Below are 13579 nucleotides of genomic sequence, written 5' to 3'. Positions count from 1 at the left end.
CTCCCAATCGCAGTGGCGATCGGCGTGCCGCTGACAGGGTGGGTCACAGCGTCATTGCTCCCCTTGAACTTTCTGCAGGCATCGATGCAATCGTGGGAGCACCAGCATTTACATTTTTGCTTAAAATGGTCACGTCGATCCCCTCAAAGCCCTTGCACTCTGAAAGATCGCTACGGTCCTCAGGACTGCTTCAAAGAGCCAACCCACTTGCCCTGTCAAAAACATGAACCCGTTCGTGATTGATATTGGCCGCAAACATCGAATTCGTTCTTACCAGTTGTTCGCCATCGACCACCGCCGTCACCTGATGTCCGGCGAGATCGAAAACCACGTGGGTCTGCGCACCCGTCGGTTCGACCAGCAATGTCTTGCCGGAGACCATGACGTCGCCTTCGCCGCCCATGGCAAAGTGCTCGGGGCGCAGCCCGATCGTCACCGATTGCCCGCGCTTGACGTTACGATCGCTTGCAATGCGAATGGCCGTGCCGTCATCCAGTCGCGCTGCCGGCGCGCCGTCCTCGCCATCGACGATACATTCGATCAGGTTCATGGCAGGGGAGCCAATGAAGGCGGCGACAAAGAGATTGGCGGGCTTCTTGTAAAGCTCGAGCGGCGTTCCCTGCTGCTCGATGCGCCCCTGATTGAGGACGACGACGCGGTCTGCGAGCGTCATGGCTTCGATCTGATCATGCGTCACATAAATCGACGTCGTGCCGACCTTCTGGTGCAGCGTTTTGATTTCGCTGCGCATCTGCACGCGCAGCTTCGCGTCAAGGTTGGACAACGGTTCGTCGAAAAGAAAGACCGCCGGGTTGCGCACGACAGCGCGCCCCATCGCCACGCGCTGGCGCTGACCGCCGGAAAGCTGCGAGGGTTTGCGATCCAGCAAGTTGGCAAGGTCCAGCATTCGCGCGGCCTCGGTGACGCGCTCCTCGATCACCGCTTTTGGCTGACCGGCGATCTTCAGATTGAAACCCATATTTTCGGCGACCGTCATATGCGGATAAAGTGCATAGGACTGAAACACCATGGCGATGTTGCGCTCCCTCGGCGTCATCTCGTTGACGATCTTGCCGCCAATCAGGACGTCGCCATCGGTAATTTCCTCAAGCCCGGCAATCATGCGCAGCAGCGTGGACTTGCCGCATCCGGAAGGACCAACGAGCGCAATGAATTCGCCATCGGAGATCTCCAGTGAAATTCCGTGAATGACGCCAAGCGAGCCGTAGGATTTGCGAATACCTTTCAGTTCTACAGATGCCATTGTCTTCTCCCCTCAGGACTTGACGGCGCCGGCCGTCAGGCCCGCGATGATGTGTTTTTGCGCTAAGAAGAACACGATGATGGTCGGCAGGATCGTCATGGTGATGAAGGCCAGCACCAGCTGCCACTCGGTACCGAACTCACCGCGATAGACCATGATGCCGAGCGGCCACGGGTATTTGGATTCGGAATTGAGCATGATGAGCGGCAGGATGTAGCTGTTCCAGCTGCCGACGAAGGAGACGATCCCGACTGTTGCGATGATCGGCCGCGAAAGCGGCATGGAGATATGCCAGAAAAATTTCAGGTAGCCGCAGCCATCGACGAAGGCTGCCTGAAAAAGTTCGTCCGGCAAATTCTTGAAATAGTTACGGAAGAGCAGGATGCTCATTCCGAGGCCAAAGGCCACCTGCGGCAGTACTACGCCCCAATAGGTATCCAACAGCCCCAGATCGCGGATGCGAATGAAGAGCGGAAGAATTGCAGTCGCAGCCGGAAACATCAGTCCCAACAGGAAATAATTGAGCAGAAAGTTGGACCCGAAAAACTTGACATGCGCGAAGGTGAAGGCCGCCATCGCCGAGACGACGAGCGTCAGGAAAACGGTGAGAACGGCGATGACAAGCGAGTTGAAAATCTGCAGCCAGTAGCGTTTTCCAAAGAGGATATCGCCATAGTTTGCCCACTGCCACTCGGTTGGCAGACCGAAAGGATTGACGCGCAGATCGCCAAGCGTCTTGAAGCCTCCAAGCGCCGTCGTTAGCAGCGGTATCAGTACTATGGCGGCAATCAGGGTCAGCGACACATAGAGGTAGATCCTCGTCTGGACGCTGACGCGAACGGATGTGGATGTGTCAGTCATGGCGCATGAAAATCCTTTTGTAACCGAAGGCAAGCGTGACGCAGATGATGAACAGCACCACCCCGACAGCGCTTCCAAGCCCGACCTGCATGCGCATGACGCCGTATGTGTAAAGGAACGTCACCATGGTCTGGGTGGAATTGGATGGACCACCGCCCGTCAGCGGCATGATCATGTCGAAGAGCTGCAATGAGCCGATCACGGCAAAGAAGATCGAAAGCCGGACCGTCGAGCCGAGCATCGGCAGCGTCACGTAGCGAAACTTCTGCCAGCCGGTAGCCCCATCGATCTCGGCCGCCTCCAGGACGTTCTTGTCCACCGACTGCAGGCCGGCAATGAACAACATCATGTGGAAACCAAAATACTTCCAGACGATGACGGCAAGTACGGCGTAGATCGCAACATCCTTATCCGCCAGCACATAGGGATTGGCGAACCCGAAGAAGTTCGAAATGGCGGCAAAGAGACCGTAGTCGCCGTCATAGACAAAGCGCCAGATAAGGCCGGCTGCGACATCTGCCAGAACATAGGGCAGGAAGAAGACGAGACGAAACGCCACAACGCCTGGAATGCGATGGGCCAACATCGTCGCAAGCCAGATTGCCAGCGGGATCTGTATGCAGATCGAAATGACGATGATCAGCGCATTGTTGATCAGCGCCTGAGAGAACGCAGCATTGCCAAACAGGACCTGAAAATTCTTGAGCCCGATAAACTCGCTCGGCGTGCCGTAGCCGTTCCAACGGTAGAGGCTGTACCAGGCCGCCTCCCCCATCGGCAGGATCACGAAGAGGGTGAACAACAACAGCGCCGGGGGCAGGAAAATCAACAAAGTCAGCGCGCGGTCATGCGCAACGGAGCTTTGCTTCCGCTTCGATTTTACGACCGGGCTTGTCAGCGCGGGCGCAGCGTTCATGGAAATATTGGTCATCTTATCCGCTTTCGTATTCACGCAATGGCGATGGGCGCCGCGCCAGGCGGCACCCATCGTTCAGGCGGGATCAGCGAAGCTCGAAAGCATCCTGGATCTGCTGCGCGCCCTCTTCAGGCGTCATTTGACCCGAGACGATTTCGACGGAGATGTCGTTGACGACACGGCCAACAGCGGCACCGAGCGTCTGGTCGAAGAAGTTCTGATGCCACGTGGACGCGGCAAGTTGCTTGGCAGAATCGGCCATCAGCGGATCTTTCACCGCTTCACTCGCACCGACTGCGACGGGTAAGATCATGCCGGCTGCCGCGAGCTTCTTCTCGTTGTCGGCATTGGTAAGGAAGGTGGCGAAATCGATTGCTTCCTTCGAAGCATTCTTCGTCACCGCCCATCCGTTCAGGCCGCCAAGCGTGTCAGTGGCTTTACCCGCACCGCCCTCGACCATCGGAAAAGCGAAGCGACCGAGATTGTCGGAGGAAAGACCCTTGCCGTCACCTGCATTCTTGCGCTGGTTGGCTTCGGTATTGTCGAAACCAAGGATCATCGCCGCTTTGCCGTCGCCAAAAACACCGAGCGCCTGCGGCCAGGTGGCGCCGAGATAGCCTGGCTGGAACGGTTCGAGTTTACCGAATTCTGCAAGCTGCTCGCCAGCCTTGATGATCGTCGGGTCCATGAAGCCTTCGCCCTCGCCCTTGCTTGCGGCATCGAAGACCGCTTGGCCTCCATTGCGCATGACGAGATAGCTCCAGTAGAAATGGATCGGCCACTTCTCCCCGCCACCACCGGCAATCGGCACAATCCCGGCGTCCTTGATCTTCTTTACCGCGGCGCCAAGATCGTCCCACGTCTTGATGTCTTCCGCCTTGACGCCGGCCTTGGAAAACAGCTGCTTGTTGTAGAAGAAGCTGACGAGGCTGACGCGGTAAGGCACAGCCCACACTTTGCCGTCGAAGGACAAGCCATCAATGGCAGCCGGGTTATAGGCATTTCTGATCTTGCCGCCGTCGGCATCGAAGACTTCGGTCAGGTCCTTCAGAGCACCGGTTTTCGATTGCTCCTCAAGCACGCCGCCGCCCCAGCTGTAAAAGAAATCAGGAACGTCATTCGACTGCAAAAGGGTGGGAAGCTTGGCCTTGAAGGCTTCGTTTTCCAGAAACTGCAGCTGAATGTCGACATCGGGGTGTTTCGTCTCGTAATCCTTGGCAATCTCTTCCCACACTGCGACGGATTTCGGATCGAGTTCGACGTGCATCCACTTGATGACAGTTGCGGCAGAAGCGCTTGCTGCGCCGAGCATGAATGTAATAGCTGTGGTGGAGGCAAGCGTGATCAGCTTGCCGCCCAGGCTTGCGCCCGCGTGCATAAACGTCATGATGATGATCCTCCCGGGGACTTCCTCACATTTATTCCCCAATCCGAATTAATTCATATAAGAATCCACTAACTGTCAAGGCGTAACTACTATTTTCCGCAACGCAGCTTGACATGGCGACGCATATTCGGGCTATTTAATCCGTGATCCGATATTAATCGGACATCCTGAATTGCTCTGCTCAAGCTCGTTGCGACTGGACCCATGAAGACTGCCGACCCCGAACTGATGCGTGCAATCAATCGCTTGAACGTCCTCGACACGATCCGTCGTCACGGCCCCATTTCGCGGGTGGAGATCAGTGAAAGGACGCAGCTTTCGACGACCACAGTCTCCGCGATAACGGCATCGTTACTGGATGACGGCCTCATTCTGTCGCGCCATCTGGGCGATATACGAACGGAGGGCGCTCGCGGCCGTCCCCGCGTCATGCTGGAACTCAATCCGGATGCTGCCAGGGTGGTTGGGGCCAAAATCGCGGCCAACCGTATGGTCTTCGTCGTTACCGATTTCTGCGGTAATGTCCTGTCGTCTCTCTCGCTGCCAATTCGGATCGATCGCCAGCCGATCGGCGTCATTGCAGATCTGATCGAAGACGGTGTGCGCCGATGTGTCGTCGATGCAGGGCTCTCACTCGAAGATGTCGACCGGGTCTGTCTCGGTCTGCCAGGAGTGATTGAACACCGCACCGGCAAGATCCGCTCCAGCCCAGTGCTACGCGAAGTCAACATCGATTTTGCGGGCGAGATGACGGCGCGCTTTGGAACGCCCACAATTATCGAAAGCGATGCGCATGCGGTGACACTTGGCCACCACTGGTTCGGCAAGGCGCGCGATCTTGAGGATATGGTGCTGATCTCGCTGGAGCAGACGCTGGGCTTAGGCGTGCTGCATAGAAACGACCTCTTCCGCGGCGCCGGTGGTCTCAGCCACAATCTTGGTGATCTCGTGCTTGTCGCGAGCCCCGAAGGCACAGTCCGGCTGGCGAGCCAGGCCGGCGAAAATGCAATCCTTGCGTCACGGCCCGCTGACGGACGTTTCGCCGAAGCAATTCGGCTTGGCCGGGGCATTCAACATGCCCAAGCGCTGGTGCTGGCGCAGGACAATGATCTCATCGCCGCTGCCCAACGGGCGGGTGCCGCAATAGGTCTGACGCTCGCCAATATCGTGACCCTGTTTGCTCCGCCGCGCGTCATCTTCGTTGGCTCCAGCCTCGATCTCGGCGCACCGTTCATCGACAGCATCAGGAGCGCCTACGAGATTTCCGTGCCGCCATCCCTACAAGGCGTGGCGGAACTGGTCTTCGACAACTCCAGCGATGAGCTCTGGGCACAGGGTGCTGCGGCTGTCGCGCTCTACGAACTTTACGAATCGCCTTGGAACACCACAGGCCCAGCTCTCTGAGGAGTGAGCGGGCGCAAGCATGATGGGAGAGTAGAATATGCAAAAGGTCGGCATCGGCATCATCGGATGCGGCAATATCTCGGGCGCTTACTTGAAGGCGATGGCATCCTTCCCGATCCTCGACATCAAGGGTGTCGCGGATATGAATGCGGAGATGGCCAAAGCAAAGGCCGAGGAATTTAACGTCGCCGCGCGAAGCGTCGACGATTTGCTGGAGGATCCGGAGATCGAGATCATCGTCAACCTGACGATTCCCAAAGCGCATGTCGAGGTGGGCTTGAGGGCACTGGACGCCGGCAAGCACACCTATTCCGAAAAACCGCTTGGGATTAACTTTGCCGAGGGCAAACGGCTTGCGGAAGCGGCGAAAGCGAAGAAGCTACGCATTGGTGCGGCACCGGACACGTTCCTAGGCGGCGGTCATCAAACCGCGCGGACCCTCATCGATCAAGGCGTTCTTGGGACGCCAGTCGGCGGAACGGCGACATTCATGTGCCCGGGACACGAACGCTGGCACCCTAACCCCGCCTTCTACTACGAAGTCGGCGGCGGACCGATGCTGGACATGGGACCCTATTACATTACCGACCTCGTCAACCTCTTTGGACCCGTCGCCAAAGTGGCAGGCTTTGCCTTTTCGCCACGTAGCGAGCGCCTGATCACCAGCGAGCCTCGCAACGGCGAGAAAATCCCGGTCCATGTGGCGACCCATGTCGCAGGCGCGCTTGCATTTCAGAACGGCGCGATCGTTCAGGTCGGCATGAGTTTTGACGTGGCTGGACACAAGCATGTCCCGCTCGAACTCTACGGCACGGAAGGGACCCTGCTGGTACCCGATCCCAACCACTTTGGTGGCGAGGTCCAGCTTCTGAAAAAAGGGGGCGAGTTCGAAATCCAGGAACTGTCGTCGCCCTACGCGGATGGCAACTACCGATCGATCGGCGTCGCGGACATGGCCCATGCTATCCGCTCTAATCGCCAGCACCGAGCCAATGGCGATCTGGCGCTGCACGTTCTTGAAGTCATGGAAGCGTTTCAAACAGCATCGGACACGGGCACAACCGTTTCCATCACCACCGTCGTCGACCGCCCGGCCCCGCTGGCCGAGTCACTTGTCGACGGCCGGATCGGTCAATAATTCTGAGGAGGAATAAAATGCGTGAAGCACTGATTGTCTGGGGCGGGTGGAGCGGCCACGAGCCAGAGGAATGCTCGGTCATCATCAAGGATCTTCTCGAAGAGGAAGGCTTTAAGGTCTATGTCGAGCATAGCACCGAGGCTTTTGCCGACCCGTCGGTCCATGATCTCAGCCTCGTCGTACCGATCGTCACAATGTCCAAGATTGAAAAGGAAGAGATCAAGAATCTGGCTACCGCCGTCGAGAATGGTGTCGGCATCGCCGGATACCACGGGGGCGCCGGCGACAGCTTTCGCGAATGCGTCGAGTATCAGTTCATGATCGGCGGACAATGGGTTGCCCACCCTGGCAACATCATCGACTACACCGTCAACATCACCAAGCCGGAAGACCCGATCATGGCGGGCATCACCGATTTCCCCTATACGTCCGAGCAGTACTACATGCATGTCGACCCTTCAAACGAGGTTCTCGCGACGACAACCTTTACCGGCGATCACGCCTGGTGGATTGACGGCGTCGTCATGCCGGTCGCCTGGAAGCGCAACTACGGGAAAGGCCGCGTCTTCTATTCATCACTCGGTCACCAGGCTAAGGAATTTGCCGTTCCGCAGATGCGGGAGATTTTCCGCCGCGGCGCCAACTGGGCCGCGCGCTGAAGGCGTCAAAATTCTAACCTGTTGCAAAGCCGCGTGTATCTGCACGCGGCTTTGCACAACGGCGACGGAAATGGAATTCAACTGATAGCGACCGTCTTAACAGCGTCTTTGGCTGTGAGCGTTTCAACCAAATGGTCTGCCAGTCGCATACTGAGTGCGACGGCGGGCATGGTCGGGTTTGCGTGCCCGCCCGTGGGGAAAACACAACTTCCCGCAACGAAAAGATTTCTGACGCCGTGGACCTTGCAGTCACGATCGACAACGCCCTCTTCGGGCGAAGCGCTCATCCGCGTCAAGCCGATCTGGTGAAAGCCGTCATAGGCCTGATCACGGAGTGCTTGCAGGCGGGCGGATGCCGGGTGCAGGTAATCGAGCCTCCCCATCCCTCTTTCTTTCAGCCATCGATCGAGAACAGCATGCGACCTTTCTATCGATATGAGGTCCTCATTCCGCACGCGATAATCGATCGCAACCGCTGCCACTTGATCCTCCTGCGTCGACGGCGATGGCATGACGGTGCTGGACATGTCGGGGGCCTGTTCGGCATGATAGCGCAGCAAATAGCGTCGAGCGGGGTTGACGATCGGCACTCTCCGATCGCGGCGCCGCAGCAATTGGCCGATGGTGCGGCGAATATCCTTCAAGACTGACGCAGAGGGGACGAGATTACGAAGATGATCCCGGTATCGACGACCTCTTCGAAGCCGCGAGCCAGCAGCTTTACCATTGGCAAAAAAACGGTAGAGACCCGTCAGTTGGAGGGCGAGAAACACCGCGGAAAGTCCAGCCGAATGGTGGAGGGCATTCGAGATGGAGATCGTGTCGAGCCAGAAGACGCAATTGAGTAAGCCGAGGCGCTGTTGCGCATCACCTGAAAGCTGGAAACGGCGCCGAAAGATGCCTCCCCCTTTGGTCGCTTGAAATGACAGTGCATCGACGCCAACGTCGTCTTCTAGTTCCACAATGGCAATGTAACCCGTCAGATGTCCTTGGTAATAGCGCCCAAGTGCAGGGGAAAGAACCCCGGGATGCGCCTTGTGCAATTGGTGGAGCAACCGCACGTTCCCGATGCCACCGGCGGCGAGCACCAGCCTTTGAGCGGGAATTCGCAAAGTCCCCGCCTTGCCTTGAAGCTGCAGATGAGTGACGGCGTGGTTAGAATCGAGCTCGATCGCGCTGAGAACCGTGTCTGGGAGAAAATGGATCAGCTTGGATTGATCGATACGGTCGCGGTACTGCAGTCCGAGGTTGGGCTGAGAACTCCACCACTCTATGGCGTCGAGGTGAACCTCATCGGAACCGCGGTTTACTCGCTCATCACCTAAATCGATGTCGGCGACATTCAAAAACTTTAGCGCGTCTCCGTAGTAGCGACTTACCTCCTTATGGGAGATCGGCCATCCGGAGTTCGGAACGCATGGGCGCTGAAGAAAATCGATGTCGTCAAAGGCGACGCATCGCCCTCCCCATAGCGATGATGTACCGCCAAGCCCACTCGCCGTTGCAGACATCAATGGAGCGTGATGTTGATTTGCGACACTGATGTGGCGTCCTGCATCGCCGTTCTCACCCGCTTCAACCAAGAGAACGCAGATACCCTGCTCTTCCAACCTGCACGCAAGAGCAAGGCCAACCGGACCAGCCCCGACAATGCAGACCTGAAACGGGATCGATGTCGCGTTGAGCGCGTCGTGAATCATGGCTTCTCATTTCTGCAAACCATGAACACTAAAAGGCGATCCTGCACTCGTTACAACGACCAGATCTTGTCCTTCACTTTATATCCGGAAACTGCCTAAAAACGGGTGACCGATCCCTCGCCTGAGGTTGATCGAACCCGCAAGCAAACGCCCAAATCCGTCTCAACGCAAAGCCCCTCCTAAACCTGTTAAGCGCGCCGCCTATAAAAAAGTCCTGGTAAAAAAACGCACCTTCCAGCTGCACCGCAAAGGAGTACCAACGCGGCGGGACCTACAGGGAAGCATCTGATAAAGGAGAGAAATTTGACAAAACTGATGAGATTTTTTGTTTGTCTGGCGTTCACCATGGTCCTGGCGCCAGTTGCTTGGGCGCAATCTGGAGAAGAGGAGCACGGTGCTGCCGTCGAGAAAATGAATGCCTTTGTCGGCTTCATGAACCGCGCGATCCGCGCGTCGGACTCGCTTTCCCGATACGAAAGCTGGGTAAACATGAAGAAGGGTCCGACTGGTAAGGAGCGCATCATTTACGGGCTCTACGCACCTTATGACGTTCGCACCGAAATTGCCAAAGCGGAAGAGGCAACAGGTGCCGAGCCAAAGATGCCTGATCTCGACGCAGCCATGACGCGGTTCATCGCCGTCTATAAGGAGCTTGCGCCGGTTCTGGAAAAGGCCAGCAAGTATTACGACCGCTCAGACTACAAGAGCGACAAGATGCAGGGTGGCAAGGAATTTCACACTCAGATCATCAAGTTTGCGGATGAATTTTCAACGGCACGAACCGAGGCCGACACGCTTCTGGCCAAGGAGAAGCGTCAAATCGACTTGCAGGAATTGGCAGCGCTGGAGAAGGCCGAGGGCAAGAAATCACGCTGGCAAGTGCGTAACATCATGATCAAGGCGCAGGCCGTCATGGAGACATTGCCGAGCGGCAATGAGACAAAAGTCGACCTCGGCGCCTATGACGCGTCGCTTAAGGACTATGCCGAGGCGGTGAAGGTGTTCGATGACTACGCGACTGAACATCCCGGCTCGTTCCACGTCTTCGAATCCAGCCCAGGAACGCTTCTCAGCAAGCTGCGGGACTTCCAGGAAAAACTGCAGAAGGCCAAGGGCGATGCTCGCAAAGCCGCCAACGATCTGGAGTGGATTTACAACGACTACAACATGATGGTTTCAACCTCTCAGAGCGCAACGACGTTCTCAAATGATTGATCTATCCTATTGTGCAAATAGGATTTTCGGCGCGGCGGCCTTAGAACGCCGCGCGTAATCTTAGACGCATCAGAACCGTACGACGTCCTTTTTGCCCACACAGCGTACAATTCAAGATCAGTCCAGATGTCGGGTCCGATGAGGCGTGGCTGCCAAGGTCAGAGGAAGCTGCATCCACCGGAGGGCCGAGCCTATTGATCTGTATTCACGCGGTTACCGTTGCTGTCAAAGACGTGGAGCCTGGCTTCCGGCAAGCCAACGCTAATCGAAGCCCCGGGCTGCAACAGTGCACGGTCGGAAGAAAACAGCTTGAAGGGAAGTCCGTGTACCGTGAGGTGCAGGATAATACCGAGGCCTGTCGGCTCGACAAGCTCCACCTTGGCATCGACACCACCCGTCTCTGGTGAGACAACAACATGCTCGGGACGGATACCGAGGGTCATGGCCTCGCCATCTCTAAGCGGAATCGTTCGGCCCAGGGGAAGCTGGCTACCGTCTGGCAACGACATTGCGCTTCCATACGGCTTCTGAACACAACGGCCTTCAAGAAAGTTCATTCCTGGCGAACCGATAAACCCGGCGACGAAGAGATTGGCCGGGCGGTCGTAAAGATCGAGCGGTGCACCGATCTGCTGCACATATCCGGCATTCATGGCGACGATGCGCGAGGCGAGCGTCATCGCCTCGATCTGGTCATGGGTGACGTAGACGGAGGTGGCACGTAGATCGGCATGCATCCGCTTGATTTCCGCACGCATCTGCTCGCGCAGCCGCGCATCGAGGTTGGACAAGGGTTCGTCAAAGAGAAAGGCTTTGGGTTGGCGCACAATGGCACGCCCCATGGCAACGCGTTGACGCTGGCCGCCGGACAGCGCCTTCGGGCGCCTTGCAAGATAGGGATCGAGGCCGAGCTTACTCGATGCTGACGAAACGGCGGCCGCAATCGCCTCCTTGGGGCTGCGACGAAGCCGCAGGCTGTAGCTCATATTGTCGGCGACGCTCATATGCGGGTAGAGCGCATAGGACTGAAACACCATGGCGATGTCACGGTCCTTGGGCTTGAGATTGTTGACGAGTTGCCCATCGATGGAGAGCGTGCCGGAGGTGATTTCCTCCAGACCAGCGATCATACGCAGCAGCGTGGACTTGCCGCAGCCGGAGGGGCCGACGAGAACCACGAACTCGCCATCGGCAATGGAGAGATCGACACCGTGCAGGACAGGATGATCCCCATAGGACTTGGCGACGCGGTTCAGCTCGATGGAAGCCATGGATTTATCCTTTCACTGCACCGGCCGTGAGGCCCTGTACGAGATATCTTTGGATCAGCAGGAAGAAGAGGCATGCGGGAATGAGCGCCAGGACGCCAGCTGCCATCATCTGCCCGAAATCGACGGAGAATTTTGAGACGAATGTCAGGAGGCCGACCGGGAAGGTCGCGCTCTGATTTCCAGAAATCAGCATCAGCGCAAAGAGAAGCTCGCTCCAGGCCGCGGTGAAGACGAAGCCAAGCGTCGCGGCAATTCCCGGAAGCGTCAGAGGCAGGATGATCTGGCGGAAGGCGGTAAAGCGGCTTGCGCCGTCGATCATGGCGGCCTCCTCCAGATCCTTGGGAATGCCGTCGAAGAACGACTGCATGAGGAACGTCGCGAAAGGCACGTTGAACGCGGTGTAGACGATGACGAGGCCGGTCAGGCTGTTGGTCAAGCCGAGCGGCGACAGCATCTTGAAGATCGGTGCCACCAGCATGACCAACGGGAACATCTGGGTGATGAGCATCAGGGCAATGATCCAGTATTTCCCGCGGAACTGGAAGCGTGAAAGCGCATAGCCGGAGAGTGACGACAGCACAGTAACGGCAAAAGCCGTCGATCCCGCCACGATGACGCTGTTCTTGAAGAATGTCGGAAAGGCGCTGTTTTCGATGACGAAGCGATAATGGTCGAAGGTTGCGCGCGACGGCCATAGCCGCACACCCTCGCTATAAAGCAAGTCGTTCGGCGTCACCGAAACCTTGAGCAGCCAGAACAAGGGAAAGAGGGCGAATGCGATGTAGACGAGGATCGCCAGGCGGTGCGAGACTGTGAGAAAAATTCGGCCGGTCACGGATCAATCCTTCTCGATGAGGCGCTGGCGCATGATGACGATCAGCATGGAGTAGGCGAGCAGAAGCACGAGCAGAACCAGCGCGATCGCCGAGGCATAGCCAAAGTCCAGCCGTTTGAAGGCTTGGGTGAAAATATAGCTTGCGACGATTTGCGTGCGGTCGGCCGGGCCACCATTCGTCATGACGATGATGAGATCGGCGAAATTGGCGATCCAGACGGTACGCAGCAGAACGGTGATTGCGATCGTCGGCGCCAGAAAAGGCAGGGTGATCGAGGTAAACCGCTGGAGCGGGCTCGCTCCATCGATAGAAGCCGCCTCGTAAAGGTCGCGCGGAATGGCCTGCAAGGCGGCCAATAGCGTGATGGCGAAGAAGGGTATGCCCCACCAGACATTGGCAATGATCGGTCCCCACATGGCAAGATGCGGATCGGCCAGAATGTTGTTCGGTGCCGAGAGCATGCCGAGCGACGTCATCCAGTATGGCAGCGGCCCGATCACCGGGTTGAACAACCAGGCCCAGTTGAGGCCGGCCAGAAAGGTTGGAACAGCCCATGGAAGAAAGACCAAGGCCTGGGCTATGCCGCGACCGGCAAAGGGCTTGTCGAGCAGCAGCGCAAGGATAAGGCCGAAGAAGAATTGAAGGAACACCGAAGCGCCCGTCCACCACAGCGTGTTCTTGAGAGCGCGGTAGAAGGCGGCATCCTGAGACAGTGTCTTGAAATGCTCTAGGCCGATGAAGCCGCCGGAAAACGGATTGAGCAACTGGACGTCGCGGAATGCGTAGGAGAGCCCGAGCACCAGCGGCACCATCATCACCGTGACGATGAGAACGAGGACTGGCGCGCTATAAAGCCATGGCTCAGCCGAGGTGGCCAGCCTTCGCAACATAGGTTTGCGCGACATCGCAGGTGCGGCGCTTGAAAATG

Annotated in this window: 12 protein-coding genes and 1 pseudogene; 4 read left to right on the top strand and 9 right to left on the bottom strand. The window is 57.4% G+C overall.

All coding sequences use genetic code 11. From position 1 onward, the window contains the following. Positions 1-190: 190 nt before the first annotated feature. The 4 genes from PVA19_RS12920 to PVA19_RS12905 form a co-directional block, all read right to left on the bottom strand. Positions 191-1264, bottom strand: coding sequence for an ABC transporter ATP-binding protein (locus tag PVA19_RS12920; RefSeq protein WP_274102792.1), 1074 nt, complete (start codon positions 1262-1264; stop codon positions 191-193). A gap of 12 nt (positions 1265-1276) precedes the next feature. After that, a complete protein-coding gene (locus PVA19_RS12915; RefSeq protein ID WP_113225737.1) occupies positions 1277-2125 on the bottom strand; it encodes a carbohydrate ABC transporter permease in 849 nt (282 codons plus the stop codon). Beyond that, entirely contained in the window at positions 2118-3041 is a 924-nt protein-coding gene (locus tag PVA19_RS12910; protein ID WP_274102943.1) for a carbohydrate ABC transporter permease, read from the bottom strand. The genes PVA19_RS12915 and PVA19_RS12910 overlap by 8 nt, the downstream gene beginning before the upstream one ends. Positions 3042-3126: 85 nt before the next feature. After that, the gene (locus tag PVA19_RS12905; RefSeq protein WP_274102791.1) at positions 3127-4428 is read right to left on the bottom strand and encodes an ABC transporter substrate-binding protein; all 1302 of its coding nucleotides are present in this window, start codon (positions 4426-4428) and stop codon (positions 3127-3129) included. Positions 4429-4632: 204 nt separating this feature from the next. On the opposite strand from PVA19_RS12905, the gene PVA19_RS12900 reads away from it, so the two are divergent. From PVA19_RS12900 to PVA19_RS12890, 3 genes are read left to right on the top strand one after another with little or no spacing between them, the layout of a single operon-like run. Then, positions 4633-5832: an ROK family transcriptional regulator gene (locus PVA19_RS12900; protein WP_062442432.1), complete on the top strand. Its 1200-nt coding sequence runs from the start codon at positions 4633-4635 to the stop codon at positions 5830-5832. A gap of 37 nt (positions 5833-5869) precedes the next feature. Then, complete coding sequence (locus PVA19_RS12895; protein ID WP_274102790.1) at positions 5870-6970, top strand: Gfo/Idh/MocA family protein; 1101 nt, start codon at positions 5870-5872, stop codon at positions 6968-6970. Positions 6971-6987: 17 nt separating this feature from the next. Continuing rightward, positions 6988-7629 carry a ThuA domain-containing protein gene (locus PVA19_RS12890; protein ID WP_062442427.1) on the top strand — a complete coding sequence of 214 codons (642 nt, stop codon included), beginning with the start codon at positions 6988-6990 and terminating at the stop codon, positions 7627-7629. A gap of 77 nt (positions 7630-7706) precedes the next feature. Here the strand turns inward: PVA19_RS12890 and PVA19_RS12885 are convergent, their stop codons facing one another. Both PVA19_RS12885 and PVA19_RS22425 read right to left on the bottom strand, forming a co-directional pair. Then, positions 7707-8975: a GMC family oxidoreductase gene (locus PVA19_RS12885; protein WP_274102789.1), complete on the bottom strand. Its 1269-nt coding sequence runs from the start codon at positions 8973-8975 to the stop codon at positions 7707-7709. A 231-nt stretch (positions 8976-9206) separates the two neighbouring features. Beyond that, positions 9207-9329 (bottom strand): annotated as a pseudogene (locus PVA19_RS22425) (FAD-dependent monooxygenase); the annotation flags it as partial. A 315-nt stretch (positions 9330-9644) separates the two neighbouring features. Between PVA19_RS22425 and PVA19_RS12880 the strand changes: the two are divergent. Further along, on the top strand, positions 9645-10544 hold the full coding sequence (locus tag PVA19_RS12880) for a YiiG family protein (RefSeq protein ID WP_274102788.1): 900 nt from the start codon (positions 9645-9647) through the stop codon (positions 10542-10544). 191 nt (positions 10545-10735) lie between these two features. On the opposite strand, the gene PVA19_RS12875 is transcribed toward PVA19_RS12880, so the two are convergent. From PVA19_RS12875 to PVA19_RS12865, 3 genes are read right to left on the bottom strand one after another with little or no spacing between them, the layout of a single operon-like run. Beyond that, a complete protein-coding gene (locus PVA19_RS12875; protein WP_274102787.1) occupies positions 10736-11815 on the bottom strand; it encodes an ABC transporter ATP-binding protein in 1080 nt (359 codons plus the stop codon). 4 nt (positions 11816-11819) lie between these two features. Next, on the bottom strand, positions 11820-12650 hold the full coding sequence (locus PVA19_RS12870; RefSeq protein WP_274102786.1) for a carbohydrate ABC transporter permease: 831 nt from the start codon (positions 12648-12650) through the stop codon (positions 11820-11822). Between the two features lie 3 nt (positions 12651-12653). Continuing rightward, a complete protein-coding gene (locus tag PVA19_RS12865) occupies positions 12654-13556 on the bottom strand; it encodes a carbohydrate ABC transporter permease (RefSeq protein ID WP_376752901.1) in 903 nt (300 codons plus the stop codon). Positions 13557-13579 lie beyond the last annotated feature (23 nt).

Origin of the sequence: Agrobacterium sp. CNPSo 3708, from assembly GCF_028674915.1 — a bacterium.
Taxonomy (GTDB): Bacteria; Pseudomonadota; Alphaproteobacteria; order Rhizobiales; family Rhizobiaceae; genus Agrobacterium; species Agrobacterium cavarae.
This window is presented reverse-complemented; position numbering and strand designations above follow the sequence as displayed.

Excerpts from the sequence above, each read along its gene's own strand:
- PVA19_RS12905 (WP_274102791.1), bottom strand. The coding sequence starts at position 4,428 with ATGACGTTTATGCACGCGGGCGCAAGCCTGGGCGGCAAGCTGATCACG.
- PVA19_RS12915 (WP_113225737.1), bottom strand. The coding sequence starts at position 2,125 with ATGACTGACACATCCACATCCGTTCGCGTCAGCGTCCAGACGAGGATC.
- PVA19_RS12880 (WP_274102788.1), top strand. The coding sequence starts at position 9,645 with ATGAGATTTTTTGTTTGTCTGGCGTTCACCATGGTCCTGGCGCCAGTT.
- PVA19_RS12895 (WP_274102790.1), top strand. The coding sequence starts at position 5,870 with ATGCAAAAGGTCGGCATCGGCATCATCGGATGCGGCAATATCTCGGGC.
- PVA19_RS12910 (WP_274102943.1), bottom strand. The coding sequence starts at position 3,041 with ATGAACGCTGCGCCCGCGCTGACAAGCCCGGTCGTAAAATCGAAGCGG.
- PVA19_RS12865 (WP_376752901.1), bottom strand. The coding sequence starts at position 13,556 with ATGTCGCGCAAACCTATGTTGCGAAGGCTGGCCACCTCGGCTGAGCCA.
- PVA19_RS12890 (WP_062442427.1), top strand. The coding sequence starts at position 6,988 with ATGCGTGAAGCACTGATTGTCTGGGGCGGGTGGAGCGGCCACGAGCCA.
- PVA19_RS12920 (WP_274102792.1), bottom strand. The coding sequence starts at position 1,264 with ATGGCATCTGTAGAACTGAAAGGTATTCGCAAATCCTACGGCTCGCTT.
- PVA19_RS12900 (WP_062442432.1), top strand. The coding sequence starts at position 4,633 with ATGAAGACTGCCGACCCCGAACTGATGCGTGCAATCAATCGCTTGAAC.
- PVA19_RS12875 (WP_274102787.1), bottom strand. The coding sequence starts at position 11,815 with ATGGCTTCCATCGAGCTGAACCGCGTCGCCAAGTCCTATGGGGATCAT.